The sequence below is a fragment of the Acinetobacter sp. ANC_7682 genome, from assembly GCF_056779795.1.
This window is the reverse complement of sequence record NZ_JBWYIQ010000003.1, coordinates 126,157-152,097: the sequence shown is the minus strand read 5'-3', so window position 1 is coordinate 152,097 and position 25,941 is coordinate 126,157. Positions and strand designations below refer to the sequence as shown.

Below are 25,941 nucleotides of genomic sequence, written 5' to 3'. Positions count from 1 at the left end.
TAGTTTTTGTTCGTTCATCATGTTGCCTGACTCCGTTGTGAATATGAACATAGCAAATTCAGGCAATTACACAATTTAATTTACAGTCTCAATTTACTAGTTATTTTACTTTTTATAGAACCATTTTTATACAAGGCATATATGAGTAAGTGTTCAATGAGTAAATATGCATCATTCGGATGTGGTGTATCTTTCATGTCATAATTCTTTTCTTCCTTAATAAAGTTTATATATCTTATACATTGAGAACCATAATTTGAGCTTAAGTTACTTATAAATCCTTAGAACATGCTTTTCCGAGAAAATTTGAATGTTTAGATGCTTTATTTTTATATAAAATATATTCTTCTAATAGTTCCTTCCTTCTTTTTGCTGTAGTGCTTTTAGTTTCAATTTCGTTCTGTATTAATTCAAGTTTACTTAAATTATAAATATATTCTTTTGCTTCATTTGCAATGACTTCACTAACTTTTTGATTTCTCCATTCATTTGAAATACACCATGCAGTAGTAGATGCTATCCCAGCCCCTATTAAAGTAGCAATTGCTCCCCAATGCCAATTACAAGCTTCCATATTTTTTTCCTTTCATACCTTTTATGCAGCAGCAACGCCATGCCTAATAGCTTTTTCAATTTCTTTATTTGTTAAACCTTTTATACAATCCTTTAGTTCTATTATGTTTTTAAGTTTTAGCTTTCTTAGCACCAGGCTTCTTCTCACTCCTTTCTAAACCTTGTTTAAAACTTTCTTGAGTCTAACAATAATGGTCAGTAGTTCCCTTTAGAGATAATATAACTTCAACTATTGATGCATCATAAAATTAAAAAAAACGCCATGAAAATTCATGGCATTTTAAAATACTTAATATCTGTAATTGGAAAATTACAAAGTCGCCAGAATGTCTCTTAAAGTCTGATTTGGATTTTCTGATTTAGTAATCGGACGACCAATAACCAAGTGTGTAGAACCATCTAACATTGCTTGCTTAGGTGTAACAATACGTTTTTGATCATCCGCTGCAGAACCTTCCGGACGAATTCCCGGAGTGACGAGAGCAAAGTTCTGACCTAAAGTTTCGCGTAACATTTTTGCTTCTTGCGCAGAACATACAACACCATCCAAGCCACTTTCTTGAGTTAAAGTCGCTAGACGTTTTACATGTTCAAAAGGCTCAATATCCAAACCTAGATCACGTAGATCTTCTCGCCCCATTGAAGTTAATACGGTAACTGCAATCAACTGTGTTTGATAGTTACCTGCTTTTAATCTTTCTACACAAGTTTCCATCATTTTTCGTCCACCAGATGCGTGAACATTAACCATCCATACCCCTTGATCTGCAGCAGCGCAAACGGCTTGTGCTGTAGTATTTGGAATATCATGAAATTTTAAATCTAAAAATACTTCAAAACCCTGATCATGCAATACTTTTACAACGGTCGGACCTTCTTGTGTAAAAAGTTCTTTACCCACCTTTACACGACAAAGTTTAGGATCCAAATTTTCAGCCATTTTCAATGCGTCGTATTGGCTTTTTGCATCTAAAGCAACAATGATACTCAAGGTTGTTCTTCCGTCCATCTAAAGTTGCGTCATTATAAAGATGTTCAACTTAAGCTGCAAAATTAACTTTTAAAAACTCAGTTTAAAACTCAACAGTTTATTTTCAATAAAAAAAACCTCTAAAATAAATTTTAGAGGTTTTTTAAATATTTATAAATTACAGCGGATTTGAGTTACGCGGATCTGAATGCACATCTAGTACTGTCTTTTCATGACGTACATTTGCAGCAGCTTCAGCAGCAGCTAACTGAGCATTTTGGATTTGTTCTTTACGAAGATATTCAATATCTTTGCGAAGACGCTTAATTTCCCAACTATTTTGGAATACACGGAAAACTTGAACTCCGAGTAATAATCCAACGATGATCCCAAGTGCCAAAGTCAACAAAAGCAATAAACCTAATCTCATTGCCGGTACTTGAGTGAATAGAAGATCAACAGTCAGTTCTGTACCATTTTGCAGAACCAATGCCAATGCATATCCGAAGATTACAACTAACAGTGCAACTAATACGTAACGCATAACCACCCCTGAGTAATTTATTATTTTCCTGCTGATTCGTTTACAGCATCTCTTAGTGCTTTACCTGGTTTGAAATGAGGTACAGCTTTAGCAGCCACTTCAACTGACTTACCTGTTTTAGGATTACGCCCAACTCGCGGTTCGCGATGATGTAAAGCAAAACTTCCAAACCCACGAATTTCAATACGATTATCAGCTGATAATGACTCAATCATTTGATCGATCATAATTTTAACAGCTTCTTCGACCAATGGCTCAGCCAAATGAGGGTTTTTGATAGAAATACGTTCTATTAAGTCAGACTTATTAAGTGCTTCAGTAGTCATCTGCGACCTCTTTAATTATCAAGCTACTCTGTGCATAGCGAGATAATAACCTGTTTAAATACAAAACGGTAGCGCAGTAAGTCAATACTACGCTACCGTTTACAGTATTTGTGTAAAAAGTATTAGTTAAATTACATTAACAATACATTGAACACGAAAGACTTAGTGGTTCATTTGAGCTTTGATCAAATCACCAATTGTCTTAGGACCGTTGTCTTGACCTGCAGAAGCAGTTTTCAAGTTAGCAACAGCTTCTTTCTCTTCAGCTTCGTCTTTCGCTTTGATAGACAAGTTGATTGCGCGTGATTTGCGATCAACATTGATGATCTTAGCTTCAACTTCTTGACCAACTTCTAAGAATTTAGTTGCATCTTCAACGCGGTCACGGTTGATTTCTGAAGCTTTAAGAGAAGCTTCAACTTCGTCAGCCAACTTAATTGTTGCGCCACGAGCATCAACTGCAACTACAGTACCTTTAACAAGAGCACCACGTTCGTTAGCAGCTAAGAAATCGTTGAACGGATCGCTGTTCATTTGCTTGATACCAAGGCTGATACGGTTGCCTTCAGCGTCTACAGAAAGGATAACCGCTTCAACAGTGTCACCTTTCTTGTAACGACGAATCGCTTCTTCGCCTTGTTCATTCCAAGAAATGTCAGATAAGTGAACTAGACCATCGATACCGCCTGGTAAACCGATGAAGATACCGAAGTCAGTGATAGACTTGATTGTACCTGAAACTTTTTCACCTTTGTCGTGAGCCTTAGCAAACTCTTCCCATGGGTTAGCACGAGTTTGTTTGATACCAAGAGAAATACGACGACGCTCTTCATCAACTTCAAGAACCATAACATCAACTTCATCACCAATCTGAACAACTTTAGATGGGTGGATGTTTTTGTTTGTGTGGTCCATTTCTGAAACGTGTACTAAGCCTTCAACGCCTTCAGCGATTTCAGCGAAGCAACCGTAATCAGTTAAGTTAGTTACACGCGCTTTAACGATAGAACCTTTAGGGTAACGGTTCATGATCGCTAACCATGGATCTTCACCTAGTTGTTTAAGACCTAATGATACACGGTTACGCTCTTTGTCAAATTTAAGTACTTTAACAGTAACTTCTTGACCAACTTCAACAACTTCTGATGGATGCTTGATACGTTTCCAAGCCATGTCAGTGATGTGAAGAAGACCATCAATACCGCCAAGGTCAACGAAAGCACCGTAGTCAGTAAGGTTTTTGATTGTACCAGTAACTGTTTGACCTTCTTCAAGTTGAGAAAGAAGAGCTTCACGGTCAGCTGAAGATTCAGCTTCCATAACTGCACGACGTGATACAACAACGTTGTTACGTTTAGCGTCAAGTTTGATAACTTTGAATTCTAACTCTTTACCTTCAAGGTGAGTCGTGTCACGGATAGGACGAGTGTCTACCAAAGAACCTGGTAAGAATGCACGTACTGGACCGATGTCAACAGTGAAACCGCCTTTAACCTTACCAGAGATAACACCAGTAACGATCTCGCCGTCTTCAAAGATTTTTTCAAGTTTAGTCCAAGTTTCAGCACGTTTAGCTTTTTCACGTGATAAAACTGTTTGACCCATACCGTTGTCAAGCGCTTCAACAACTACGTCAACTGTGTCACCAACGTTAACTTCAAGTTCACGTTGTTCGTTTAAGAATTCAGAGCGAGCTACTACGCCTTCAGATTTAAGGCCAGTATCTACAGTTACCCAGTCAGAATCGATGCTAACAACGATACCTTGGATGACTGCACCCTTTTCAACGTTGAGGTTTAATTCGCTTGCTTCAAAGAGGGCTGCAAAAGATTCGGTCATGATATACCTAGAAAAGTCAGCGGTCTTGGATCAGACAAGGCCGGTTTAGTTAAGTATCGACATAGTCCATATAGAACTGATCAAGCTATGCTTCCACTAATATTCATTAATTTATCTTATTGCGCATCAATATATGCGGTCATCAGGTTAAATACAGCGTCAATGTCCAGATCTGAACTATCGATAATGTAAGCCCCTTCAGCCGGCTTAAGCGGCGCAACGGTTCTTTCCATATCACGCTTATCACGTGCTTGGATATTAGATAAAATGTCGCTTATTTTAACATTTTGCCCCATGGCCTGCAACTGCTTTACACGTCGCTCAGCACGCGACTCAGCAGAAGCCGTCAAATATATTTTTGCTTGGGCTTCTGGGAAGATTGAAGTCGCCATATCACGGCCATCGGCAACAAGACCTGGTGCTTGAGCAAATGCACGTTGTCTTTCGAATAATGCCTGTCTTAATTCAGGTACAACTGCAACCTTGGATGCAAACTCACCGACTTTTTCAGTGCGAATTTCATCCGTTACATCATGCCCGTTAAGTAAAATTTTTGTTTTTAAATGATCACTAACAAATTGAATATCGAGATGAGTCGCTATTTCTACGCATTTAACCAACACATCTGGATTGTGAATTGAATCAATTAAATTCAGCTGATGTAATGACAATCCCAACAAACGATACAAAGCGCCAGAATCTAGTAAATGAAACTGGTAATGCTGTGCCAATTTTGCTGCCAAAGTTCCTTTGCCTGAACCGCTTGGTCCATCGATCGTGATAATTTGAATTGTCATTACTTTACCAACTTCGCCTTAAAGGCGTTTTGCTAATTTCTTAAAACCAAGTGTAATAGCAAGTTTGAGTTGTGCAAGAATTAATTTGCTCACAAACGGTGCTCTTGCCTGTAATTCGATCGTGTATGTGACTAAAGTTTTAGCTGTTGAAAGCTCTTTAAATTCAATAATTCCAAGATGATGTTTGATTAATGGATTCTTGATAATTTTGTATTCAATACGCTTATTTGGCTCTAGTACAGTAATTTCTTCTTGAATTGGCTTTATTGGGCCTAATCCCATTTTTCGTACTGATCCAATCCCATCAGGACGACTCGGATCAGCTGCATCTTTAATGCGTACAACCTGAATCGGTGCAAATACATCATTATAAGTCGCATGTTTTGACAAAACTTCAAATACACGATCTATAGGCTGGTTAAATTCTTGTTTAACTTGGATTGAATTCATTTTTTATTCCTTTTCATTGAGTCCGCTTCATACTGACAATACATTATGTCAATTTTTCCACAATCAACAATAGCAATCATTCCTGATTATTTTCTATTTTTTGTCGTACACGCTGTTGTTTTTTTTGTTCACGTCTGAATTTAAAAAATTCTGAAAGCTGATGAGCACACACTGATTGCATGCAGCCCCCTTCAAATTCAAATATATGGTTATAGTAACCTTGATTATTCAATAGCTGTCGCGCACTGACCAGAGAACCCGCCTTCGGCTCTAAAGTACCAAATACAACACGATGAACTCGAGCATGAATTAAAGCCCCCACACACATCGTGCATGGCTCAAGGGTTACATAAAGGGTTGCATCTTCTGGTAGACGATAGTTCTGAATTTGATTACATGCTTGGCGAAGTGCGACCACTTCTGCATGAGCAGTTGGATCATGACTCAGGATGGGTTGATTATATCCTTCACCAATTACTTTTCCTTGACTCACAATGACAGCTCCAACAGGAATTTCTCCCAATTTAGCTGCGAATGCAGCCTGCTCATAGGCACGCTGCATCCATTTTAGATCTTCGGCATCAAATTGGATTTCAGTCAAAATTAAATAATACCGTACTGTTTTAACAAGTTATTCCAGCTCTCGATATTTGTAACTGGTGGGTGCGCACCTAAAACTCCTTTTAAGGACATAGATTCTGCAGGTGTCCATTCAGGAGATAAATCTTTATCCACTAAACGTGCACGTACACCTTCAACAAAATCAGGATGTCTAATTTTCCAATCAGAAATTTGAGTTTCAAGTTCAAATACTTCTTGCCAAGGATGAACTTGACGCCCCCATTGCCATAACAACCAGGTAATCGCAGCTGTACTTGGTGATCCTTTTGCCAGATTTTCACTGGCTTGTCTTAGCCAGTCACTTCGTGCATCACTTAGACCGATAATTGCTTCGTAGTCATTTTCAAAGTTTGCACCACGACAGACACTGTGAATCACGTCTAACGAGATTTGCAGTGGCCCTGGAGAAACTGGTCGATGCAAACTATTTAAAGTGTCATCTAATGCCCTAAAATCACCAGCAGGATAATGATCCCAATCGATATTGATCAACTTTTGTAAAACAACATCGCGCTGAGCATCGCAAATATGAGTCGCCCAGCCAATACCATAAGCTCCTGCCGCAGTCATGATCGATCCAGTTAAACCTGTAAATAGACCAATTGGACCACGATCTGCCAAGAAACGACTAGCACCAACATCTGGATATAAACCAATATTCACTTCTGGCATTGCAAGACGCGAATAAGGTGTAACGAGTCTGAATGGTGCAGCCATAAATAAACCAAGCCCACCACCCATCACATAACCTTCACCCCAAACGACAATCGGCTTAGCGTAGTCATGCAACAAAAGATCTAGCGCGTATTCTTGTTCAAAAAATTTATTTGCCGCATCAACCTCATTATTGATGACCAACTGACGGAGTTTGCGTACATCCCCACCGGCACAAAAAGCTTTAGGGGTTGTTGAATCAAACCAGATCGCTTTAACCGCATCATCATGATGAAACTTTTCAAAAACAGCCAATAAAGCCGTCACAATAGATTCATCAAGTGCATGTAAAGATTTTGGACGATTTAATCGAACCACTCTCCATCCATTCTGTGCTTCTTCAACAATTAAGTCAGGATGATATTGATTCGTCTCAGGAGATATTGTCATGCTTCCAGCTGCCATTTAATTGGCTCAATGCCATTTTGTTTAAGATAATTATTTGTTTTTGAAAAAACTTTACACCCAAAAAAACCACCTCGGTTTGCTGCCAACGGTGATGGATGTGCTGCTTTTAAGACCAAATGCTTATTTTGGTCAATTCGTTGACCTTTCTTATGCGCGTACGCACCCCAAAGAATGAAAACGATCTTTTCACGTTGCTCATTTAGAACATCTATCGCAGCATCAGTGAAATCTTCCCAACCTTTCTTTTGGTGTGAAGTCGGCTGGCCCGCTTCAACAGTCAATACACTGTTCAGCAATAAGACACCCTCTTCAGCCCATTGGGTTAAATCACCATGCTTGGCAGGCACTATTCCAAGGTCAGTGCTGAGTTCGTGATAGATATTACGCAAAGACGGCGGTAATGCAACACCCTTTTGCACTGAAAAACTCAATCCATGTGCTTGATTTGGACCGTGATAAGGATCTTGACCGAGAATCACGACCTTTACACGATCTAAGGGTGTAGTGTTGAACGCATTAAATATAAGGGAATTAGGTGGGTATATCACCTTATTCGCCTGTAATTCAGATTTGAGAAAAGCTTTCAGCTGATCCATTTTATCGCTGAGCAGAAAATCTGCTAAAGCATACTTCCAACCATCCTCTAACCGAACTTGATTCAGTTGACTTAATTCTTGTTCGGTGAGTTGCATTGTGTTCATCCCTAAATCAATCACAGCTTTAAAGTTTTACTTGTAAATCTACACTTGGGTTCTTAAAAGTGAATCCTTGTTTCAATTGTTCGTACATTTTAGGATCAGACCATTCATTTTGAATTTGTTCTGAGAATACGATTTGATCAAGCGCCAATAAGCCCATCTGTTCATTTACGATATCTTCAGCAAAACTTTGCGCATAGCCTGTGTCAGTTTCATGCACGATCACTGAATAGACTTCAACATCACCTTCACCATTTTGCGTGATAGTTGATTTCAGTACTTGTTCTGCCAAATAAAAGAAAATTCGAGAAAATTGTTCAGCAGAAGGTGAAACGGGTAATGAAACCCAACGCGCACTAAAAGTTTTACATGCTTGAATATATTCAGCTGAATCTTCTTGCCAAAAACAAATCGCATGATCAAAACTATCATAAAGTTCTTTGATCACACCTTTCAGCAAACCAAAATCATAGACCATTTGACCATGATCTAGCTTTGAGGCTTTCAATAATAATTCGACTTTATAGCTATGACCATGAATTGAACGCTTACAGCGGTCTGATGTGCAATTTCGCACAATATGCGCGTTTTCAAACTTAAATAATTTTCGAATTAACATATGTCAGAGCAATAAAAAATCATGGATTAAAATGATTATAGTGCATATTCACACAACTCATCATTAATTTTAACGTTTTAAGCAATTGGCAAAACGTATTAAAAACAAAAAAATAAAAAGCTATCATTCAATTTGTTTAAATTAATAGTTTAGCAATTTAATCAATTGGTTTGAAGAGGTGCCAAACTTCTTGAGAAGACATAAACCTTATCTTCATCACGCATCAGATAACTCGAAAAATATCGCTTTCGATCAGATAGCATGATTTCAATATCTGCTCGATAGAATGCAGATTTAACATCAAAATTATTTTTTGCTGTGCTTTTTGCTTCTTCACTTAACTGACTTAGAGTGTTGAGTTCCCAGAGCTGATCTACGGACTCAAAAAACTCACCATTGGCTTTTTTCTGATCCAAATCACGCTGTACATTTTGCACATCCAAACTTGGGTCTATAGCAGCAATAATCATCGCTGGTGCTGTATTAATATTAATTTTAATTTCTTTTAAAGGAATCGCTGTAACATAAGGTTTTATCAATAAAAACTTATCACCTTCAAATCCTCGCACTTGCTTCAACTCTTCAACGCTATGAAAAGGACCATTCGCTGGCAAATAAGGACGCGTTAAACTTAAATAATAATTACTCTCTGCCCCCATCGCGCCAATCGTCAAATCATCTTGATCTTGCCAATCAATTACCGCTTCATTCAATTCTTCTGGCAAACCAAGCTTTGTTAATAATCCCTTAAAGTAATTCACCGCATTATCATTCGGCACGCCATCATCTTTGACCAAACTGTTTAAATTAAACTTACCCGTTTCATCAATAATTCGCCCTGCGACATAACCACCATCAATTGGAAATGGTGGCATCGGTTGAGCCCAAGTTTCTTGAAGATTATCTGATTTTGAATTGGACTTAGCATCTTGAACCAATAATTCTGAGAAAAAAGCTTCAGCACTTTTTGCATAATACAGTGCTTGGTTTTGACGAATCACATAGGCCGTATTTTCACTGGTATTGTATTGACGATGGGCAATCGTCGCAGCAATGATAGTTGCCAAAGCGACTAACATTAAAATCGTAATCAAGGCGATTCCTTTTTGCTGCTTCATGCATTTTCCTAATGATTATTGACTAGATGTCGGTTTTAAATAGTCAGTATTAAGCAAACTGAAAATCCACTCGTATTCAACATCTTGTTGCTTAAATCTAATTCGCATACCTTTAGGCAATAGTCGAGCAACACCATCTTGAGCATCATTACCATTAGAACTTATTGTTGATGCATCCGGCCACGAATTCAATTCATTCGGGTTCAAAATTGTGATTTGAAACTCATCCACATTCTCTAGGATCGTACTGGATAAAGGTTGGGTTGTTTGAAGAACATTCAGATTGGGATACTTTAAACGATAAACTTTTCGATCTTGTGCATTATAACGATATTCTATTCTCTCAAATGGAGACAAACCCTGTTTCAGCGGATCTGTGACCCCTGCCTTACTAAATTGTAAAGACTGATCATCCAGTAAAAATGCAGGTTGGATTTGTCCTGCGATATTTGCAGTCAGCGGTACAATTTGCAAAGCATCTCTTTGCATTTGTAAATAACTATCTTGTAAACTGAGAAGCTGCTGCTCATGCACAGCATTGCGATCTTTGACTTTATTTAAATAATCAAAAATTTTCCATCCTAAAGCAGACAATACTGCAAAGATGGCTATGGCAACCAAAAGCTCTACCAAGGTAAAACCTTGTTGTTTACTCTTGATCATGAGTTGGATTGCTCTCTGATAGGATAGTTATAAAACACCATGGTGGTGACACCTGATTCAACTTTACCTAAATCATTGTTATATAGACTCACTTGCACTTCTATTTTCTGAACATCTGGGCTAATAGTCGCTTCTGATTTTTTATCAATTTGCCAACTTAACCCTTGAGAGGTAATTTGCTTCGATTGAGTTCCCTCTAGCCATTCACCACTAATTTGCATTGCAGCGACTTCATTTTGTGCGACGAATTGTGCTTTTGTTCTTAAAATTGCATTTGCAGTCGCCTGTGTGTACTGCATAGCCACCTTCGTCAATGACATTGCTGCTACAGCAAAAATAGCCAAAGCCACCACAACCTCAATCAAGGTAAATCCTTTAAGCACCCGCATCGATTTTACCCAAGTAATCTATTTGAATAAGATCACCAATTGCTTTTTGTTCATAATACATTTGAATTGTGACAGGTTTAACCTCGCCATTGCCCAACCAAATTAATTTAGGTGCATTATTATTCATCAAGTCTGCATTAGTTGCATTTTCAAAACTATAGTCGCTACTTTCGATCTGAAATGAAACCTTTGCAGGTAGCTCTCTCGCAGAAAACTCTGGCATTTCAACCCAAGTGGAAGGTTGACGATTATTATTCGATACAAGCGTCTGCTCTGGACGAGTTAAATCATTATATTTTTGAAATGTATAGCGAAACTGATCACCATTCGATTGTGGCACCAATGCAACCACTAACGATTGATCAACAGCCTCTCGATGAATACGTTTTAAATCTAATATTAAAGCCTCTCTAGCTTGCATTGCTTTACGTTGATCAATCCCACCAATATTCATCACCACCAATGCCGCCATGATGCTGATGATCACAGTGACCACCATCAATTCGATTAAAGTAAATCCGCCTTGACGGTGATCTAGGGATTGCATATTAGGCCACTGATTCTGTCAAATTAATCTGTTTAGGCATCATCAACGCTTGATCAATTAAAGCAACCCTTAACGTATCTCGACAGCCTAAATAGCGTTGATAGAAACTCGAGTTTAATATCGCAGCACCACCATGAGTAATCGACCAAATGGATGCTAAATAATCCCGAGAACTCATCTTACTTTGAATGGATGCTAGATGATTTTCTGTCATACGAATGATAATTCTGAGTCTACTTTTGCGAATCTGATACATTTCATTAAACAAATGATTAATACCCTGACCGGTTGTAGACAATCGCTCTTCAATTTGATGAAAGAGTACAGTACGTTCTGGATGATGCAAATGGTGCAACATAAAAAAAGCTAAATGTTCAGGAAATCCTTTTTCAGTATCTCGAACCATTTCTAATAACATGCGCTCATTACGAATAATGAGCAACATGTACAATTCATCTTTACTTTGGAAGTGCTTATAGAGTGTTCCTTTTGCCAAATCCAACTCAGCGGCCAATGCATCCAATGTCATGCCCGCTTCGCCGTTTTCCAAAAGAAGTTGTTCTGCGACCTGAAATATTAATGCTTCTCTCGCTCTAAACTGAGCCTGACGATCCATCTTCACTCTATAAACTCTCTTCTTTCTATTTTCCGTATTAAATTTTTACTGCATTCGTAGAAGATTCTCGAAATTTTGCGTTGTAATAAAGGCAATCTCCTCGACTGACTTATCATATACATCACTTAATGCTTTGGCTACATATGGGACATACTTTGGTTCATTAGACTTTCCTCTATATGGCATTGGTGCTAAATAAGGGCTATCAGTCTCAATTAATAGTCGATCTAATGGAACTTGCTTGGCCACATCACGTAAATCCTGAGCATTTTTAAACGATACTATTCCTGAAAATGAAATGTAATAACCGCAATCTAGAACCGCTTTTGCCGTATCCCAATCCTCAGTAAAACAATGCAAAATTCCGTGTGTCGACTTTTCAGCTCTTATAATATCTATCGTATCCTTTTTAGATGAGCGTGTGTGTACGACCACTGGCTTTTTCACCATCTGTGAAGCTTGAATATGTCGTGCAAAACATTCTTTTTGTTCTTTAACAAATTCAGTACTGTGATAATAATCTAGACCCGTTTCACCAATTGCCCAGACCTTATCTATACTCGCCAATTCAACCAAAGTTTCAACAGTAGCACGCTGCATGACTGCTGGATCTTCACATGGATGCACCCCAACACTGTAACCCACTCCTTCGTGTCGAGCTGCAATTTCTGACAGAATAATATGATCATCCAAATCAACCGATATCCCCATCATTTTTGTGACACCAGCATCAATCGCTTGCTGAATTGCTAAATCGATATTTCCCTCGTAAGGTTCAAGATTGAGCATGTTTAAATGACAGTGTGTATCTACAAACACAAGGACACCTTTTAATTTTTTAAGTCAGAGTCTACATTGTAAAGCTTGCGCGTGCTGTTGACATACTTCCAGCGAGTATTTTTTCTGCTTCCATTTTGTAATAGGCTCCTTTATCTCCAGTTAACTGCAATCCAAAACCTTGTGGTTTAATGCCCGATTGCTTATACGAAATCCAAATCACCTTACCCGTAATTGGTATTTTTTGGGTTTGATTAGGAAGTGTTGCCAAGATAAAAATCTCTTCACCCATTTTGACTAGATGTTTGGTTGGAATAAATAATCCACCACCCTCAACAAAAGGCATATAACTAGATTGCAGAGTTTCGCGATCATTAATATTGACTTGTAATAAACCGCCCGGACTTGGCTGCATCTCTATCCCCTGTATTCAAACATGATTATTGAACATTCATTAATTTTATAAAAAGCTGATCAACAATTAAATTTGATTGAACATTCTGCTCAACCATTTGTTTTGCTTGATGCACATCGCTATAAATATCAAATAATTGCTCTAATTGATATTGCTCAGCTAACAAACTAAAGTCTAAATCGCTATTTTTTACATTTTGTTCCATTTTATAGGCAACAAGATCAGCTAATAAGTACTCAAACATAACAATCAACTCGGAAAAGTTGAGTTGCTTATTCCATTTAGAAGCGTACTGCATTGGCATATTTTTTTGACTGACTAAATGATACCAATCATTTATAAACTCACTTCGCAGAGTTAACCATTCACTTGAGGCCAACTCAATAGCAGCTAAAGGCATACCATTCGACAGGTTAAGCAACAGTGTGCCCAAAGTCTGCTGCTCCGCATTCAAGTGCTCATTCAAATACGCATTGGCTTGATCATCAGACAACCGATCTAAGGCGTAATGTTGTAGGCGACTTCGTATAGTGGCTGGTAATTTTAAATAATGATCCGCCAAAAGAATAATCACAACACGCTCACCTGGTTCTTCAAGTGTTTTCAATAAAGCATTTGACGATGCGGTATTGAGCGCTTCCGCCGGTTCAATCACAATAACCCGCCAACCATCGACGGTTTGTTGCACGAATGGCTGTAATTCACGAATTTTTTCAATTTTAATTTTAGCGTTTTGTTTCTTGTTGTCCTCATCCGTCGTGACGTAAACATAATTTGGATGAGTATCTGATTTTAGCCACAAACAACTCGTACACTGACCACAAGCTTGATTTGGCTGCTTATCTAAACATAGCAGCCAAGTAACAAATTGCTGGGTAAAAGCTTCTTTACCACAGCCTTTTTTGCCATAAAAAAGTAATCCATGACCAACTTGAGGAAACCGCTGAGTCAGTGTGCTCCATACATTAAGTTGCCAAGGATAAACATGCTGAGTCTGAGTCATTGACTAATCTATACTATTGGAAATGAGAAATAGGCATTGCATTAAGACGGTCTAAATCTTGTTGCGTATCCACACCTGGTGGTAAGCTCACCTCTGCCACATCAATTGCGATTCGATGACCATTTTCTAAAACACGCAGTTGCTCAAGGCTTTCTAAAACCTCAAGCTCACCCTGATCCCATGTCACGTACTCTTGCAGCAACTTCACTCTATAGGCATATAAACCAAGATGTCGGTAGGCTTTAGGATGTAGTATATGTGGTTGTTGCTTTGATCCATCACGATCATATGGAATGGTTGCACGACTGAAATAAAGCGCTTCATTAAACTTACTTATGACAACTTTCACAATACTATCGCGCTTAAATTCTTCTAATTCTTTGATCACTTCACACAAAGTGGACATTGAACATTCAGGCTTTTGCTCTAACAAAGAAGCAACCTGTTGGACTAAAGATGCAGGCAATAATGGTTCATCACCTTGCACATTTACAATAATATCTTCACTCGCCCAACCTTTGATTCGTGCAACTTCACTCAATCGGTCGGTTCCAGAAGGGTGTTCTGCACTGGTCAACACAACATCAATTTGTTCTGCCTTACAAAGATCAACAATTCTTTGATCGTCAGTAGCAACACATAAATCATCAAACCCAGTCACTTTTCGCGCCTGATCTACCACACGTAAAATCATTTCACGCCCGTGTATTTTAAGGAGTGGTTTTCCAGGTAAACGCGAACTTGCAAAGCGAGCAGGTATTACAATATGTTTCATGGATATTCCTTATGTGTTTACGATACCAAGTTTTGCAAGCTGTTGATCCAGCAAATCATAACAAGCTGATGATAAAGCTGCTTCAACAGGAACCACCCAAATTTCACGACTAAATTCTGGATGTTGTTTTAACAAAGGGAGGAGTTTCACAGCATCTTTTTCAGTGGTGATGATTGGATTTGAATCTTCAAATTGTAAATCATCAATCTGATAATCATAATGATCAGGAAATTCATGACACTGAAAATGCTTTAAGCCCATACTTTCAAGGGTTTTATAAAACCGTTGCGGGAACCCAATACCTACGACCGCATAATAATTCAAATCAGTGGCAAAATATTCAACTTGATCTTCGACTGGATTTAACAAGTACGGCGCTGCGACTTGTAATTGCATATACAGATCTGAACTTGGTTGTTCAGCATGCTCAATTACTGTGCCACTGCATAACCGTGCTACTGGCTCACGCAAAAAGCCTTCTGGCAACAGTTTCTGATTGCCCAAACCACGATTGTTATCCAGCACAATCCATTCTAATTGACGATCAAGTGCCCAATGTTGCAAACCATCATCACTAATGATCAAATCAAGTTGATGCTGAGAGAGAAGTAACTCTATACTTTTCTGTCGTTGCCCACCTACGACCATCGGCACGCCAGTAGATTGCACAATTAAACAGGGCTCATCACCCACTTCATTTGGCTCAGAATCGAGATTCACGCTTGCAGGAAAAGGACCTTTACCACCATAGCCTCGACTAATTACTCCAACTCGAATATTTTTTTGTTGAAGATATTTAACCAATTGAATTAATAACGGTGTTTTACCACTGCCACCTACCGTTATATTGCCAATGACCATGACAGGAACTGGTGCAGTATAAATAGGTTTTATACCACGTTGATACAAGGCTTTGTTCAGGAAAAATCCTAATCGATAAAGCAATGACAGGGGTCGCAATACAATCAACCACTTGGATTGCTTATTCCAAGCGTTTTGAATGACCTGCGCAATAGACATAACTTATTCCTCAAAATTACGTTGATGCAGTTGGAAATATGCACCACGCAAATCGAGTAATTCCTGATGTGTTCCCTGCTCTAATATTCGACCTTTATCCATTACCACAATAAGATCTGCATTCTCAATCGTTGATAATCGATGTGCAATGACAATCGTTGTCCGATCCTGCATAGCTGCATCAAAAGCACGTTGAATGAAGTATTCAGACTCATTGTCTAATGCGCTTGTCGCTTCATCAAGAATTAAAATCGGAGCATTTTTTAAGATTGCTCGAGCAATTGCAATACGCTGTCTTTGTCCGCCAGATAAATTTAAACCTTGAGCACCTAATGGTGTGTCATAGCCTTGAGGCAGTGCCATAATAAAATCATGGGCATAAGCAGCTTTCGCAGCAGCAATAACCTGCTCTTCCGAAGCATCTTGTAACTGACCATAAGCAATATTCTCACGAACAGTACGGTTAAACAGCACGACTTGCTGATTGACCATAGCCACTTGTGAGCGTAACGCTGTAACTTCAATATCTTGAATATCATGGCCGTCAAATTTGATTGACCCTGAACTTAATTCTTGAAAACGAACCAATAAGTTGACTAAAGAAGACTTACCAGCCCCCGAACGCCCCACCAACGCTACAGTCTGCCCAGCCTTAACATTTAAATTGAAATCATGGATGGCATGGAAACCATCGCTATATGTTAAATTTGCCTGATTAAATTCAATATTGCCTTTGAATTGTGGTTTTAACTGCCCTTCATTTTTTTCTTCAGGCATATCCAATAATTCAAATACTGAATGTGCTGCAGCCATTCCTCGCTGTAATTTTTCATTGATATCGGTTAAAGCTTTAATCGGCTTACTCAACATACCGGCTGCAGTAATATACGCAACAAACTGACCCGCTGAAGTATCCTGTAATATCTCAGGTCTTAAAGCAATCCAAATCACAATACTTAAAGCGATCGCCATAATAAGTTGTACAACAGGACTATTTAATTGTTGTACTGCAACCATTTTTAAACCACGACGCAAGTTTTCGAGTGAGGTTTCTTTAAAACGAGTTTGCTCGTATGCCTGTCCACCAAACCCTTTAACAACCAAATTACCGTTCACGGTTTCTTGCACTACATGGTTTACATCACCCATCGTATCTTGCACTTGAGTAGACAGCTTACGCATACGTTTAGCAGCTTTTCTAATCAACAAACCGATTAAAGGCGCAAAAATCAAAATACATAAAGTCAAGCGCCAGTTGGAATAGAACAAATATCCTAACAGCGCAATGGTGATCAAACCTTGTTGTAATAAGGTTCTTAATGACTCCGTTGAGGCAGCAGTCAACTGTTCAACGTTGTACATAATTTTGGCAGTAATATGACCACTAGTGTTATCTAAATAATATTGCGACGGTAATCGCATTAATTTAGCAAAAACTTCTTGGCGAATATTAAAAATTAGATTTCGAGAAATCACCGAAGTGTAGTATCCACCTAGAAATAGCCCCACTCCTCGTACAAACATCAAAACAACAACCAAAAACGGGAATAAGTTCGTGAAACTTCGATCCTGTTCTTGAATGGCATTGATAATATGCTCTAATAATTTCGCAACAGAAACTTCAGTCGCGGCATTCAGCACAAAACCAAATACAACAATCAATGCAATCGTCCAGTACTGTTTTAAGTAACTCAACAAACGCATATAAACTTTAAAATCTTGCTTCACTCACAACCTCTAATTGGTACGGTATCCTTAAACACCTAAACAGATTCAGCACGTATGCAATTTAATCATACATAATTCGAACATCGCATGCTAAAGTCTGCCCCACTCTAAAATCAATGGCCTGATTGTATGAAATGATCAAAGTAAACCTTAGCTCAATTGGAGTATTGAGACCTAAATGACTTAAATCTCAAACTCAACTAAATAAATCACATTTACTGCTTTTAAATTAATTATTTTTCATCTAAACAGATATTTAGAATACCATCTAACTCATCAAGTGAATGATAATGAATCACAAGCTTACCTTTACCTTGCTTATTGTGATCAATTTTAACATCTGCACTGAAACGTTCAGAAAGACGCTGAGTCAGTTGCTCTAAATCAGCTGAAATTGATGGTTTTGGCTTATCCTGTTTTGGTGCATTAAAATCACGCACTAACTGTTCTGTTTGACGAACAGAAAGGTTTTTTTCAATGACAATTTTTGCAATTTCAATTTGGTCTTTTGCACGCAAAGTCAATATTGCACGCGCATGCCCCATATCTAATTGACCTTGTTGGATATGGTCTTTAATCGGATCCGCTAAGCTTAATAAGCGCAATAAATTACTTACTGTAGTACGTGCTTTGCCCACCGTTTCAGCAATTTCTTGGTGACTTAATCCAAACTCTTCATGAAAACGCTGCAATGCCATAGCTTGATCAATTGGATTTAAATCTTGGCGTTGAATGTTTTCAATTAATGCCAACGCAATTGCAACTTGATCTGACAAATCACGAACAATTGCAGGAACTTCATTTAGTCCAGCGATTTGAGCTGCTCGCCAACGGCGCTCCCCTGCAATAATTTCATATTGATGTACATCATCCTCAATTGGACGAATGACAATCGGCTGCATGATGCCATGCTTTTTAATAGAAGATGCTAATTCCTGAAGGTCTTCTTCATGAATAAAGCGTCGCGGCTGATAATTACCACGTTTAAGAAGTTTGACATCTACTTGTTTGAGCTGACCATGATCTAATGACTGTGCTTCTAATTGTAATTTTTCTTTTTGAATAGAGCCCAATAACGCATCTAAGCCACGACCCTTTGCTAAGCCTCTTTTCTTCACGGTCATGCTTTACTTCCTTTTTTCACTTTGGTTTTTTTTAACATTTCAGCAGCAAGATTCAAATAAGCCACTGCACCCTTAGAACTTTTTTCAAAATAAATAATCGGTAACCCATGTGCTGGCGCTTCCGCTAAACGCACATTTCGAGGAATAACCGTTTCGTATAATTTTTTACCAAAATACTGCTCCAACTCATCCGATACATCACGTGTCAGCGCATTTCGAGCATCGTACATGGTACGCAATACACCAATGATTTCTAAATCAGGATTTAACGCTTGTTGAATACGATCAATCGTTTGTGTTAAATCCGCCAAACCTTCCAAGGCATAATATTCACACTGCATTGGAATGATCACGCTTTTAACAGCAGCCAATGCATTTACCGTGATCAAACTTAAGCTTGGTGCACAATCCACAATGATGTAATCAAACTTATCTTCAATTTGTTGGATCGCATCACGCAGAATAAATTCACGACCTTCTTGCTCAGCAATGGCTAATTCAACACCTGCTAAATCACGATTGGAGCCAAGTACGCGATATCCAACTTCAGCTTTAGTGATGGCCGTTTCAATTGGCACTTCACCCAGTAAAACATCAGTTACTGAGTATAAGAGATCATTCTTTTGAATACCCGAACCCATAGTGGCATTGCCTTGAGAGTCCATATCAATCAACAATACTCGCTTTTTAAGCACTGCTAATGATGCAGCCAAATTTACAGCAGTCGTGGTTTTACCTACGCCACCTTTTTGGTTCGCAATAGCAATAATTTGAGCCATGGTAACCCCAATCCCTAGAATTTTTAAATTTGTTTAAGTAGCAATAAATGACGTTGTTCATCTAAACGTGGAACGTGAAGCTCAATAATTTCGCAACTCAACTCATCTTTATGATTTTCAATTTCCTCAGCAGGAATTAAACCTTTCATTGAAGCAATAATACTGTTTTCATGCATAAAAGGACGAGAAGCTGTAATAAAATCTGTCAGTGAGGCGAAAGCACGACTGGTAATTACATCAAATTTACCCAGTTCATTAATACTCTCTTCATTCTCTACTCGAGTTTGAACTGCCACAACATTTTTTAGTTTTAAATCAGCAATAAACTGTTTGAGAAAACGAATTTTTTTCCCATTCGAATCCAGAAGCACACAGTTTCGATCAGGTTGACATAGGGCGATAATCATCCCCGGCATACCACCACCAGTACCAATATCAAGCAATCGTCCTTCAGGCAAGTCTTTCAAGATACTGAGGCTATCCAACAAATGTTTAACTAACATTTCTTTAGGATCACGAATCGCGGTCAAGTTGTACGCCTTATTCCACAATACAAGCGCATCTTGATATTTTAATAATAAATTCAACGCCTCATCACTGAGTGATAAACCTAGTTTTTGACTACCTTGTTGTAACTCATGAAAAAAAGGATGCATAAACAGTAAACATCTCAATAAAATTAATCAAAGTATACCGTTTTATGCATCGTGGAACACTATTTAACGCTTAGTGAATACTCAGTTAGTTAAATTGTCCTTCTCGAATTTGCTGATCTAACTGCATCAACCTTTCTGGTGTACCCACATCCACCCACGTTTCAGCCATTTTTGCAGCAGAAATTCTGTGGTTGTGCATAGCATCTTTAAGCAAAGGTGCTAAAGGACGCTTGCCCCATTCTAGACCTTCGAATAAACGAGGATGAATCACCGCAATACCACTATAAGTCAGATTTTCGCCCTCTTTTTCTTGCTCAAAAGTATAAGCACGACCATCTAATAGTGTGAAATCACCTTGAGGGTGTTGTAGCGGATTTGGCACAAGTACTAAGTGTGCTAGATCTTCTTGTAAATCAAGCTCAAGCAACCGAGCAAAATCAAACTGAGTCCACACATCCCCATTGACGAGGATAAATGGTTCTTCACCCAACAAGGGCAAAGCATTGATGATTCCACCAGCTGTTTCCAAACCCTCATCTTCACGCGTCCAGCGAATGTTCACACCAAACTGAGAACCATCGCCTAAAGCACCGATCAATTTGTCTGCCAGCCATGCCGAATTAATAATAATTTCACTAACACCAATCGACTTTAATTTTTCAATATGCCATACAATTAAAGGCTTTCCACCCACTTCCAACAGTGGCTTTGGTTTATAAAGCGTCAAGGGACGCATACGGTTACCCAGACCCGCTGCTAAAATCATGGCTTTCATGCAGCTACTACCTCATAGTGACCATACTTGGCTTCAAATGCATGTAGCACTTTATCTTCAACCCATTGAATAAATGGAGTGAGTTCAGCGTAAGGCTTCGACTCTTCGAGTAAATACCACATGACACGAGGCAAGTCTTTTAAATAGCCCGACTTTCCATCACGTTCAAACAATCGCACAAAAATACCTAAAATCTTTAAATGGCGTTGAATCGCCATGAAGTCAGCATCTTTAATAAAGCGCTCTAAATCACGATCAATTTTTGAATCATCTGGTAATAATTCATAGAAGGTTTTAAACCATTGTTTTACACGTGCTGGAGGCCATTGCACGTATGCATCACGTGTAATTGAAATCAAGTCGTAGGTATCCGCACCGATTACCGCATCTTGAAAATCAATTACACCTTGCTCTTGCTCATCACTTAACAGCATGAGATTACGACTGTGAAAGTCTCGATGAACAATCACTTGGGGTTGAGCTAAAGCCGCATTTGCCAATATCGCAAAAGTGCGCTTAATCAAACCTTGTTCATCAGCATTTAATCGAATATTTAATGATGGAAGCAACCAATCTGTGAATAACTCCATTTCACTGATTAATTTTTCGTAACTATATTCTGGAAACTGATCCACACCATGAATAGACTGTAATTGAATGAGTTGTTTAAAACTCTGTAAATAATGCTGATCTACCGTGTCATCATTTAAATGGTTTGCTAAAAGCTCATCCCCAAAATCTTCTAGAAGCAATAACCCTTGATCTAAATCCTTTGCAACAATATGTGGAACACGAACTCCATGACGATCAAAGAATTCGTCAATCGTCACAAAAGGTACACAATCTTCTTTTTCTGGAGGTGCATCCATCAACATAAATGATTTATTATTCAAGGTGATTCGCGCATAGCGACGGAAACTGGCATCGCCTGCTAAATATTTTATTTCGAACTGCTCTGATTGAAGTACAGATTGCACCCACGTATGTATCAATTGTTCACGTTGTGTATTCATTTGCTATAAATTCTAGTACAGGCTGAATATTTAAAGTGCTAAGTGTAGCCACTAATCCGTTTTTTCTCTATGATGCGACAATAATTAATTGCAATTTGCATACTTGGTTAATGATATAAATGAAGCATCAGTTTACTTTCAGCCCTTTGGCGACTGCTATTTTAACCTTATTGTGTGGTAGCACAGTCTCAAGTTATGCCGACTCTAAAGACAGTACAACTGAGGTGGACAATCAAGCACTTCAAACTGCAATTAAAGAAAGCTACCCTGGTCAGCGCTTCTTTGATCAATATTATGTCAATAAAAATTCAGCCGAAGCGCAACAACGTAGCACGTTCTCCCCAAGCTCGAAATTTTGTGCTCAAACTTGGTTGACACCAATCAGCCCTGATACTAAAGCAGTTGATCCTGAGCAAGCAACATCGATCATCACCGCTGATCGTGCATATTACAATCCAAATGGTGATTCAGAATTAGAAGGCAATGTCATCATCGATCAGCAAGGTCGTATGGTTCGTGCGGATAAAATTAAAATTGACAACACTCAAACCCACGCCAAGGCTTCTGGCAATGTACAGTTAGCACAAGCGGGTTTATTGGCTCAAAGTGATCAAATTGACTACAATTTAAAAACCCAAACGGGACGCCTCAATAACAGCTTTTATATTTCAGAAGCGACACATGGGCATGGTCGTGCAGAAAATATTGAGCGCACCTCACCCAATATTTTACTCCTTCAGAATGCAACTTATAGCACGTGTCCACCTGAGCAAAGCCCAACATGGAAGATTCAAGCCAATTCGATTGAGTTAAATCAAGACACTGGGCGTGGTGTGACCAAAGGCACTAAACTATATATTAAAAACACACCAGTGCTGGCTGTGCCATATTTCAATTTCCCTATTGATGATCGTCGTACCACTGGCTTATTAAACCCAGGTTTTGGTTATACAAACGATGGTGGTTTAGAACTTGAAGCGCCAATTTATCTCAATTTAGCACCCAATTATGATGCAACTATAACCCCACGTTTCATTGGCGGTCGTGGATTGATGGCTGAAGGTGAGTTCAGGTATCTGACTGAACAATATGGTGGTGGCCGTATTTGGGGTGGTTATTTAGCACAAGATCGTAAATATGATGATGAAGATCGTAAAGATTTACACCTCTTGCACAATTGGAAAATCAATGACCAATGGACGACCAATTTAGAATACAACTATGTTTCTGATAAAGATTTCTTTGCCGATCTAGACAGCAATCCGAATACAAGAACAGAATTAAACCAACGCCGCGCTTGGGATCTTAATTACGCCAATGGAATTCCAGGGTTGCGCGCGCAACTCAAAGTTGAAGACTTCCAGACGCTAGACCCTGATGTTGATGATGTTGATCGCCCCTATGCACGACTACCGCAATTGCTCGTCAATTATATCACTGGTAATCCGCAAGGACTGGAATATGAATTTAATAACGATACAGCATATTTCCAAAAAGATATTAATGACTTAGATGCTTCAGACAACTCAAATATGGACACCATTTATCAACCAAGTGGTACACGTCTTTATAATGAGTTTTCTGCACGATATAACTTCCGCAATCAGTGGTCATTCTTTATACCACAAGCATCAGTTCGCTCTATAAATACTTTCTTTGATCAAAATACGATTGATCGTATCACTGAAGAACAAAGAAAAAACACCAAAGATAATGCAGTTATAGTTCCAGAGTTTACTTTAGATGCTGGTCTTATCTTTGAAAAAGATGGAAAATTCTTACAAACCATCACACCACGTGCATTCTATGCTTATGCACCACACAGAAATCAAAAAAGTTCACCGAACTTTGACTCAACCGCAGCGTCCCTGAATTACGATCAACTCTTTAATCCACGTCGCTTTTATGGCCACGACCGCCTAGAAGATAATAACTTCTTATCACTCGGAGTAAGTTACAGCCTCTTTGATACAATCGGATTAGAACGTTTACGTGCCAGCATCGGACAAAGTTACTATTTTGAAGACCGTAAGGTGACTTTGAATAATAGTCAAAATGACCCATTTAATACTGAGCGTCAAACTGGTCCTGTGATCAGCATTGCCAGCCAGCTTTCTCAGAACTTTACTGTGAATGCAAACTCAATGTGGATGTCTAACGGAGATAATGCTCAACGTGATCTACAAGTGTATTACACAGGTGATCAAGGTAACCTATACAACTTTGGTTATTTTAATCGTAAGCGACTTGAAGATCGTCAAGACCACTATGACCAAGTTACAGCATCCTTTATACAACCTGTGAAAGGTAATTGGAATTTGATGGGTCATATGCAATATGATCTAGACAACAGTGTTGCACGCGAGTACCTTTTAGGTATTAATTATGAGTCGTGCTGCTGGGGTGTTTCGGTCTATGGTCGCTCTTATTACAATGACTTAGATGATGTTAATGCACCAGACACCAAACAAAAACGTGCTGTAATGGCAGAGTTTACACTTAAAGGACTTGGTGGCTTAAACAGTAAGTTAAGCTCTTTACTGGAAAATCGAATCTTGGGTTTCGATAAAGTTAAACAAAATTGGACGAATTAATGAAGATGCAAAATTTAAAACAACTCTTTAAAGCTTCAGCGTTAGCACTTGTTATTTCTGCATCAGTGTCAAGTTATGCAAACCCATCAGATCAAATCGTTGCTATTGTTGGCAAAAGCGCCATTTTAAAAAGTGACATTGCACAAGGTGTCGCTGAGCTACAACATCAGCTTAAAGCTCAAAAACAGGATGTACCACCACTTCAGGTACTTGAAAATCAAGCTCTGAATAAACTTATCATCCAAAATGCGCAACTTGAACAAGTAAAACGCTATGGCATTCAAGTTGATGAAAAAACTTTAAATGATGCTGTGCTTAATGTTGCTCGCCAGTCGAACAGTAATAGCCTAGAAGACTTCCAGCAAAAGCTTGACCGTATGGCTCCAGGCACTTATGAAAACCTACGTGCTAAAGTCGCTGATGATCTTGCTATTCAGCGCTTACGTCAACAACAAGTGATGTCACGCATCAAAATCAGCGACCAAGATGTTGAAAACTTCCTCAAATCACCGGAAGGTCAAGCTGCTGTGGGTACTCAAGCTCACGTGATTCACTTCAGAATTTCTGGTGAAGCCTCTCAACAAGAACTCACTCAAGTCGCGCAACAAGTTCAAGATGCACTTCAAGCTTCGAATGATGTAGATGCGATACAGAAACAATTTTCTACATCTACAATTAAAGTTGAAGGTGCAGATATGGGCTCGCGCTCAATCGCAGATATTCCAGAAGAACTTGCATCGAGTATCGCTTTAGTTTCACCAGGCAATACTACTGATTTAATTCAGGCTCGAGATGGCATCCACTTGTTGAAACTCTTAGAGCGCAAGTCAAATGAGAAAAAGACAATTGTGCCACAATACCAAACTCGCCATATTCTGATTAAGACTTCTGAAGTGGTGAGCCCTGAAAATGCCAAACACACTATTGACAGTATCTATAGCCGTGTAAAGGCAGGTGATGATTTTGCAGTCCTTGCTGCAACTTATTCTAATGATCCAGGTTCTGCACGTGATGGTGGTAGCTTAGGTTGGGTTTCACCAGGTATGATGGTGCCAGAGTTTGATCAAAAAATGCAGACTGCGAAAATTGGCGAAGTCAGTGAACCTTTTGAAACACAGTTTGGTTGGCATATTTTGCAAGTTACTGATGCACGTCAGCAAGACATGACTCAGGAACAGCAAAAACGCATAGCGCGCCAAATTCTTGGTGACCGTCAATTTGATGCAGAGTTAGATGGCTGGTTAAGAGAGCTTCGCGCAAGTACATACGTTGAAATTAAACAACCCAACCAAAACTAATTTTTTCTTAATTGAGAGCCTCCACTATGGGGGCTTTAATTTTAATTTTTAGGCTGTTCATATAAAAAAAGGCACCTTCATCAGGTGCCTTT

The 25,941-nt window shown here is 38.8% G+C and carries 29 protein-coding genes; 2 read left to right on the top strand and 27 right to left on the bottom strand.

Annotated elements, in window-relative coordinates:
- Nucleotides 1–271 precede the first annotated feature (271 nt).
- From AC1M9D_RS02395 to AC1M9D_RS02265, 27 genes are all read right to left on the bottom strand, one after another.
- Complete coding sequence (locus AC1M9D_RS02395) at nt 272–574, bottom strand: hypothetical protein (protein WP_051586506.1); 303 nt, start codon at nt 572–574, stop codon at nt 272–274.
- 309 nt (nt 575–883) lie between these two features.
- Nucleotides 884–1,582 carry an orotidine-5'-phosphate decarboxylase gene (gene pyrF, locus AC1M9D_RS02390; RefSeq protein WP_481611421.1) on the bottom strand — a complete coding sequence of 233 codons (699 nt, stop codon included), beginning with the start codon at nt 1,580–1,582 and terminating at the stop codon, nt 884–886.
- A gap of 139 nt (nt 1,583–1,721) precedes the next feature.
- Nucleotides 1,722–2,087: a lipopolysaccharide assembly protein LapA domain-containing protein gene (locus tag AC1M9D_RS02385; protein WP_035264552.1), complete on the bottom strand. Its 366-nt coding sequence runs from the start codon at nt 2,085–2,087 to the stop codon at nt 1,722–1,724.
- A gap of 20 nt (nt 2,088–2,107) precedes the next feature.
- Nucleotides 2,108–2,413, bottom strand: coding sequence for an integration host factor subunit beta (locus tag AC1M9D_RS02380; RefSeq protein WP_035264555.1), 306 nt, complete (start codon nt 2,411–2,413; stop codon nt 2,108–2,110).
- A gap of 162 nt (nt 2,414–2,575) precedes the next feature.
- Nucleotides 2,576–4,252 (bottom strand): 30S ribosomal protein S1, encoded by a 1,677-nt coding sequence (gene rpsA / locus AC1M9D_RS02375; RefSeq protein WP_035264556.1) that lies wholly within the window; start codon nt 4,250–4,252, stop codon nt 2,576–2,578.
- Between the two features lie 116 nt (nt 4,253–4,368).
- Nucleotides 4,369–5,049, bottom strand: a complete 681-nt coding sequence (gene cmk, locus AC1M9D_RS02370; protein WP_035264559.1) for a (d)CMP kinase — start codon at nt 5,047–5,049, stop codon at nt 4,369–4,371.
- A gap of 18 nt (nt 5,050–5,067) precedes the next feature.
- Nucleotides 5,068–5,499, bottom strand: coding sequence for an SRPBCC family protein (locus AC1M9D_RS02365; RefSeq protein WP_180027685.1), 432 nt, complete (start codon nt 5,497–5,499; stop codon nt 5,068–5,070).
- Nucleotides 5,500–5,575: 76 nt separating this feature from the next.
- The gene (tadA, locus tag AC1M9D_RS02360) at nt 5,576–6,100 is read right to left on the bottom strand and encodes a tRNA adenosine(34) deaminase TadA (protein WP_180027684.1); all 525 of its coding nucleotides are present in this window, start codon (nt 6,098–6,100) and stop codon (nt 5,576–5,578) included.
- 2 nt (nt 6,101–6,102) lie between these two features.
- A complete protein-coding gene (locus tag AC1M9D_RS02355) occupies nt 6,103–7,224 on the bottom strand; it encodes an enoyl-CoA hydratase/isomerase family protein (RefSeq protein WP_180027683.1) in 1,122 nt (373 codons plus the stop codon).
- Nucleotides 7,221–7,934, bottom strand: a complete 714-nt coding sequence (ung, locus tag AC1M9D_RS02350) for a uracil-DNA glycosylase (protein ID WP_035264670.1) — start codon at nt 7,932–7,934, stop codon at nt 7,221–7,223. Before ung ends, AC1M9D_RS02355 begins: the two co-directional genes overlap by 4 nt.
- 28 nt (nt 7,935–7,962) lie before the next feature.
- Nucleotides 7,963–8,559 (bottom strand): 6-pyruvoyl trahydropterin synthase family protein, encoded by a 597-nt coding sequence (locus tag AC1M9D_RS02345; protein WP_180027682.1) that lies wholly within the window; start codon nt 8,557–8,559, stop codon nt 7,963–7,965.
- Nucleotides 8,560–8,720: 161 nt separating this feature from the next.
- Nucleotides 8,721–9,677, bottom strand: coding sequence for a type II secretion system minor pseudopilin GspK (gene gspK, locus AC1M9D_RS02340; protein WP_035264566.1), 957 nt, complete (start codon nt 9,675–9,677; stop codon nt 8,721–8,723).
- Between the two features lie 15 nt (nt 9,678–9,692).
- Nucleotides 9,693–10,340, bottom strand: coding sequence for a type II secretion system minor pseudopilin GspJ (gspJ, locus tag AC1M9D_RS02335; RefSeq protein WP_035264568.1), 648 nt, complete (start codon nt 10,338–10,340; stop codon nt 9,693–9,695).
- On the bottom strand, nt 10,337–10,729 hold the full coding sequence (gene gspI, locus AC1M9D_RS02330) for a type II secretion system minor pseudopilin GspI (protein WP_035264570.1): 393 nt from the start codon (nt 10,727–10,729) through the stop codon (nt 10,337–10,339). The genes gspJ and gspI overlap by 4 nt, the downstream gene beginning before the upstream one ends.
- Nucleotides 10,716–11,276, bottom strand: a complete 561-nt coding sequence (locus AC1M9D_RS02325; RefSeq protein ID WP_035264572.1) for a pilus assembly FimT family protein — start codon at nt 11,274–11,276, stop codon at nt 10,716–10,718. Before AC1M9D_RS02325 ends, gspI begins: the two co-directional genes overlap by 14 nt.
- A 1-nt stretch (nt 11,277) precedes the next feature.
- Complete coding sequence (locus tag AC1M9D_RS02320; protein ID WP_035264575.1) at nt 11,278–11,892, bottom strand: TetR/AcrR family transcriptional regulator; 615 nt, start codon at nt 11,890–11,892, stop codon at nt 11,278–11,280.
- A 45-nt stretch (nt 11,893–11,937) separates the two neighbouring features.
- The gene (locus tag AC1M9D_RS02315; RefSeq protein WP_035264578.1) at nt 11,938–12,711 is read right to left on the bottom strand and encodes a TatD family hydrolase; all 774 of its coding nucleotides are present in this window, start codon (nt 12,709–12,711) and stop codon (nt 11,938–11,940) included.
- 31 nt (nt 12,712–12,742) lie between these two features.
- Nucleotides 12,743–13,084 carry a PilZ domain-containing protein gene (locus AC1M9D_RS02310; protein ID WP_035264581.1) on the bottom strand — a complete coding sequence of 114 codons (342 nt, stop codon included), beginning with the start codon at nt 13,082–13,084 and terminating at the stop codon, nt 12,743–12,745.
- 25 nt (nt 13,085–13,109) lie between these two features.
- Entirely contained in the window at nt 13,110–14,087 is a 978-nt protein-coding gene (locus AC1M9D_RS02305; RefSeq protein WP_481611420.1) for a DNA polymerase III subunit delta', read from the bottom strand.
- 13 nt (nt 14,088–14,100) lie between these two features.
- Nucleotides 14,101–14,862, bottom strand: coding sequence for a 3-deoxy-manno-octulosonate cytidylyltransferase (gene kdsB / locus AC1M9D_RS02300; protein ID WP_481596926.1), 762 nt, complete (start codon nt 14,860–14,862; stop codon nt 14,101–14,103).
- Between the two features lie 9 nt (nt 14,863–14,871).
- Entirely contained in the window at nt 14,872–15,882 is a 1,011-nt protein-coding gene (gene lpxK / locus AC1M9D_RS02295) for a tetraacyldisaccharide 4'-kinase (protein WP_481588355.1), read from the bottom strand.
- A gap of 3 nt (nt 15,883–15,885) precedes the next feature.
- On the bottom strand, nt 15,886–17,610 hold the full coding sequence (msbA, locus tag AC1M9D_RS02290) for a lipid A export permease/ATP-binding protein MsbA (RefSeq protein WP_481611419.1): 1,725 nt from the start codon (nt 17,608–17,610) through the stop codon (nt 15,886–15,888).
- A gap of 233 nt (nt 17,611–17,843) precedes the next feature.
- Entirely contained in the window at nt 17,844–18,734 is an 891-nt protein-coding gene (locus AC1M9D_RS02285) for a ParB/RepB/Spo0J family partition protein (RefSeq protein WP_035264597.1), read from the bottom strand.
- Nucleotides 18,731–19,513 (bottom strand): ParA family protein, encoded by a 783-nt coding sequence (locus AC1M9D_RS02280; RefSeq protein WP_481611418.1) that lies wholly within the window; start codon nt 19,511–19,513, stop codon nt 18,731–18,733. The genes AC1M9D_RS02285 and AC1M9D_RS02280 overlap by 4 nt, the downstream gene beginning before the upstream one ends.
- Nucleotides 19,514–19,536: 23 nt before the next feature.
- Entirely contained in the window at nt 19,537–20,169 is a 633-nt protein-coding gene (gene rsmG / locus AC1M9D_RS02275) for a 16S rRNA (guanine(527)-N(7))-methyltransferase RsmG (RefSeq protein ID WP_481611417.1), read from the bottom strand.
- Nucleotides 20,170–20,254: 85 nt separating this feature from the next.
- Complete coding sequence (gene murU, locus AC1M9D_RS02270; protein ID WP_481611416.1) at nt 20,255–20,944, bottom strand: N-acetylmuramate alpha-1-phosphate uridylyltransferase MurU; 690 nt, start codon at nt 20,942–20,944, stop codon at nt 20,255–20,257.
- On the bottom strand, nt 20,941–21,957 hold the full coding sequence (locus AC1M9D_RS02265) for an aminoglycoside phosphotransferase family protein (RefSeq protein ID WP_481611415.1): 1,017 nt from the start codon (nt 21,955–21,957) through the stop codon (nt 20,941–20,943). The genes murU and AC1M9D_RS02265 overlap by 4 nt, the downstream gene beginning before the upstream one ends.
- Nucleotides 21,958–22,076: 119 nt before the next feature.
- Between AC1M9D_RS02265 and AC1M9D_RS02260 the strand changes: the two genes are divergently transcribed.
- Both AC1M9D_RS02260 and AC1M9D_RS02255 read left to right on the top strand, forming a co-directional pair.
- Nucleotides 22,077–24,551: an LPS-assembly protein LptD gene (locus AC1M9D_RS02260; RefSeq protein ID WP_180027672.1), complete on the top strand. Its 2,475-nt coding sequence runs from the start codon at nt 22,077–22,079 to the stop codon at nt 24,549–24,551.
- A complete protein-coding gene (locus AC1M9D_RS02255; RefSeq protein ID WP_179998229.1) occupies nt 24,551–25,849 on the top strand; it encodes a peptidylprolyl isomerase in 1,299 nt (432 codons plus the stop codon). Before AC1M9D_RS02260 ends, AC1M9D_RS02255 begins: the two co-directional genes overlap by 1 nt.
- The last annotated feature ends 92 nt before the right edge of the window (nt 25,850–25,941 follow it).

What these genes read in the sequence shown, in the direction of transcription:
- AC1M9D_RS02310 (WP_035264581.1), bottom strand. Translation starts at nt 13,084, where the DNA reads ATGCAGCCAAGTCCGGGCGGTTTATTACAAGTCAATATTAATGATCGC.
- AC1M9D_RS02355 (WP_180027683.1), bottom strand. Translation starts at nt 7,224, where the DNA reads ATGACAATATCTCCTGAGACGAATCAATATCATCCTGACTTAATTGTT.
- cmk (WP_035264559.1), bottom strand. Translation starts at nt 5,049, where the DNA reads ATGACAATTCAAATTATCACGATCGATGGACCAAGCGGTTCAGGCAAA.
- ung (WP_035264670.1), bottom strand. Translation starts at nt 7,934, where the DNA reads ATGCAACTCACCGAACAAGAATTAAGTCAACTGAATCAAGTTCGGTTA.
- AC1M9D_RS02325 (WP_035264572.1), bottom strand. Translation starts at nt 11,276, where the DNA reads ATGCAATCCCTAGATCACCGTCAAGGCGGATTTACTTTAATCGAATTG.
- AC1M9D_RS02305 (WP_481611420.1), bottom strand. Translation starts at nt 14,087, where the DNA reads ATGACTCAGACTCAGCATGTTTATCCTTGGCAACTTAATGTATGGAGC.
- AC1M9D_RS02320 (WP_035264575.1), bottom strand. Translation starts at nt 11,892, where the DNA reads ATGGATCGTCAGGCTCAGTTTAGAGCGAGAGAAGCATTAATATTTCAG.
- AC1M9D_RS02380 (WP_035264555.1), bottom strand. Translation starts at nt 2,413, where the DNA reads ATGACTACTGAAGCACTTAATAAGTCTGACTTAATAGAACGTATTTCT.
- AC1M9D_RS02385 (WP_035264552.1), bottom strand. Translation starts at nt 2,087, where the DNA reads ATGCGTTACGTATTAGTTGCACTGTTAGTTGTAATCTTCGGATATGCA.
- murU (WP_481611416.1), bottom strand. Translation starts at nt 20,944, where the DNA reads ATGAAAGCCATGATTTTAGCAGCGGGTCTGGGTAACCGTATGCGTCCC.
- gspI (WP_035264570.1), bottom strand. Translation starts at nt 10,729, where the DNA reads ATGCGGGTGCTTAAAGGATTTACCTTGATTGAGGTTGTGGTGGCTTTG.
- AC1M9D_RS02365 (WP_180027685.1), bottom strand. Translation starts at nt 5,499, where the DNA reads ATGAATTCAATCCAAGTTAAACAAGAATTTAACCAGCCTATAGATCGT.
- gspJ (WP_035264568.1), bottom strand. Translation starts at nt 10,340, where the DNA reads ATGATCAAGAGTAAACAACAAGGTTTTACCTTGGTAGAGCTTTTGGTT.
- AC1M9D_RS02265 (WP_481611415.1), bottom strand. Translation starts at nt 21,957, where the DNA reads ATGAATACACAACGTGAACAATTGATACATACGTGGGTGCAATCTGTA.
- AC1M9D_RS02345 (WP_180027682.1), bottom strand. Translation starts at nt 8,559, where the DNA reads ATGTTAATTCGAAAATTATTTAAGTTTGAAAACGCGCATATTGTGCGA.
- rpsA (WP_035264556.1), bottom strand. Translation starts at nt 4,252, where the DNA reads ATGACCGAATCTTTTGCAGCCCTCTTTGAAGCAAGCGAATTAAACCTC.
- rsmG (WP_481611417.1), bottom strand. Translation starts at nt 20,169, where the DNA reads ATGCATCCTTTTTTTCATGAGTTACAACAAGGTAGTCAAAAACTAGGT.
- AC1M9D_RS02395 (WP_051586506.1), bottom strand. Translation starts at nt 574, where the DNA reads ATGGAAGCTTGTAATTGGCATTGGGGAGCAATTGCTACTTTAATAGGG.
- AC1M9D_RS02280 (WP_481611418.1), bottom strand. Translation starts at nt 19,513, where the DNA reads ATGGCTCAAATTATTGCTATTGCGAACCAAAAAGGTGGCGTAGGTAAA.
- AC1M9D_RS02255 (WP_179998229.1), top strand. Translation starts at nt 24,551, where the DNA reads ATGAAGATGCAAAATTTAAAACAACTCTTTAAAGCTTCAGCGTTAGCA.
- gspK (WP_035264566.1), bottom strand. Translation starts at nt 9,677, where the DNA reads ATGAAGCAGCAAAAAGGAATCGCCTTGATTACGATTTTAATGTTAGTC.
- kdsB (WP_481596926.1), bottom strand. Translation starts at nt 14,862, where the DNA reads ATGAAACATATTGTAATACCTGCTCGCTTTGCAAGTTCGCGTTTACCT.
- AC1M9D_RS02285 (WP_035264597.1), bottom strand. Translation starts at nt 18,734, where the DNA reads ATGACCGTGAAGAAAAGAGGCTTAGCAAAGGGTCGTGGCTTAGATGCG.
- pyrF (WP_481611421.1), bottom strand. Translation starts at nt 1,582, where the DNA reads ATGGACGGAAGAACAACCTTGAGTATCATTGTTGCTTTAGATGCAAAA.
- lpxK (WP_481588355.1), bottom strand. Translation starts at nt 15,882, where the DNA reads ATGTCTATTGCGCAGGTCATTCAAAACGCTTGGAATAAGCAATCCAAG.
- AC1M9D_RS02260 (WP_180027672.1), top strand. Translation starts at nt 22,077, where the DNA reads ATGAAGCATCAGTTTACTTTCAGCCCTTTGGCGACTGCTATTTTAACC.